At 70.8% G+C, this 545-nt stretch carries 1 protein-coding gene and 1 pseudogene; both read left to right on the top strand.

Annotated elements, in window-relative coordinates; genetic code table 11:
- Positions 1-193, top strand: a 193-nt coding sequence (locus tag DW309_RS19715; protein ID WP_168387284.1) for a hypothetical protein, incomplete at its 5' end; no start/stop codon positions are given.
- A gap of 72 nt (positions 194-265) precedes the next feature.
- Positions 266-545: pseudogene (locus DW309_RS19710) on the top strand (sugar phosphate isomerase/epimerase family protein); the annotation flags it as partial.

Genomic DNA, 545 nt, shown 5'->3' with positions numbered 1-545 from the left:
GGCGGCGGCCGAGCGGCGGGGGCTGCCCGCCACACTGCTCGGTGCTGCGCGCATCCACGGTGAGGCGGACATGCGGGCGACGCTCGAGTTCGCGGAGGCCGAGCCGGGGTCGCGCTCCGAGCTGATCGACGCGATCGCCCGCCTCGACGGGGTGCGCTCGGTCGTGGTGCAGGGGTTCTCGGAGGACGATTGATGCATATGTCATGACCTGCTAACATTCGAGACGAACCCAGGGTTCGACCATTCAATGGAGAAAGGACAACGCGTGATCCGCATCGCGAACGCGCCGGTGAGCTACGGAGTCTTCGAACTCGCTCGACCGGACCTCGTGGCCCTCCCCGACGGGGAGCAGCTCGCCCGCTGGATCAGCGAAGCCGGATACCAGGGCATCGACCTGGGCCCCGTCGGTCTCCTCGGCCAGGGCGCCGAGCTCGACGAGCGCCTCTCCCGCCACGGCCTCGACCTCGCCGGCGGCTGGGTCGACCTGCCGTTCGCGGGCGAGGACGAGGAGTTCGCCGCCGCGCTGGCCGGCCTCGACCGGACGC

The sequence above is a fragment of the Microbacterium sp. K41 genome, from assembly GCF_004794395.1.
Lineage (GTDB): Bacteria > Actinomycetota > Actinomycetes > Actinomycetales > Microbacteriaceae > Microbacterium > Microbacterium sufflavum.
The sequence above is the reverse complement of the archived record's forward strand: the minus strand, read 5'-3'. Positions and strand labels throughout refer to the sequence as shown.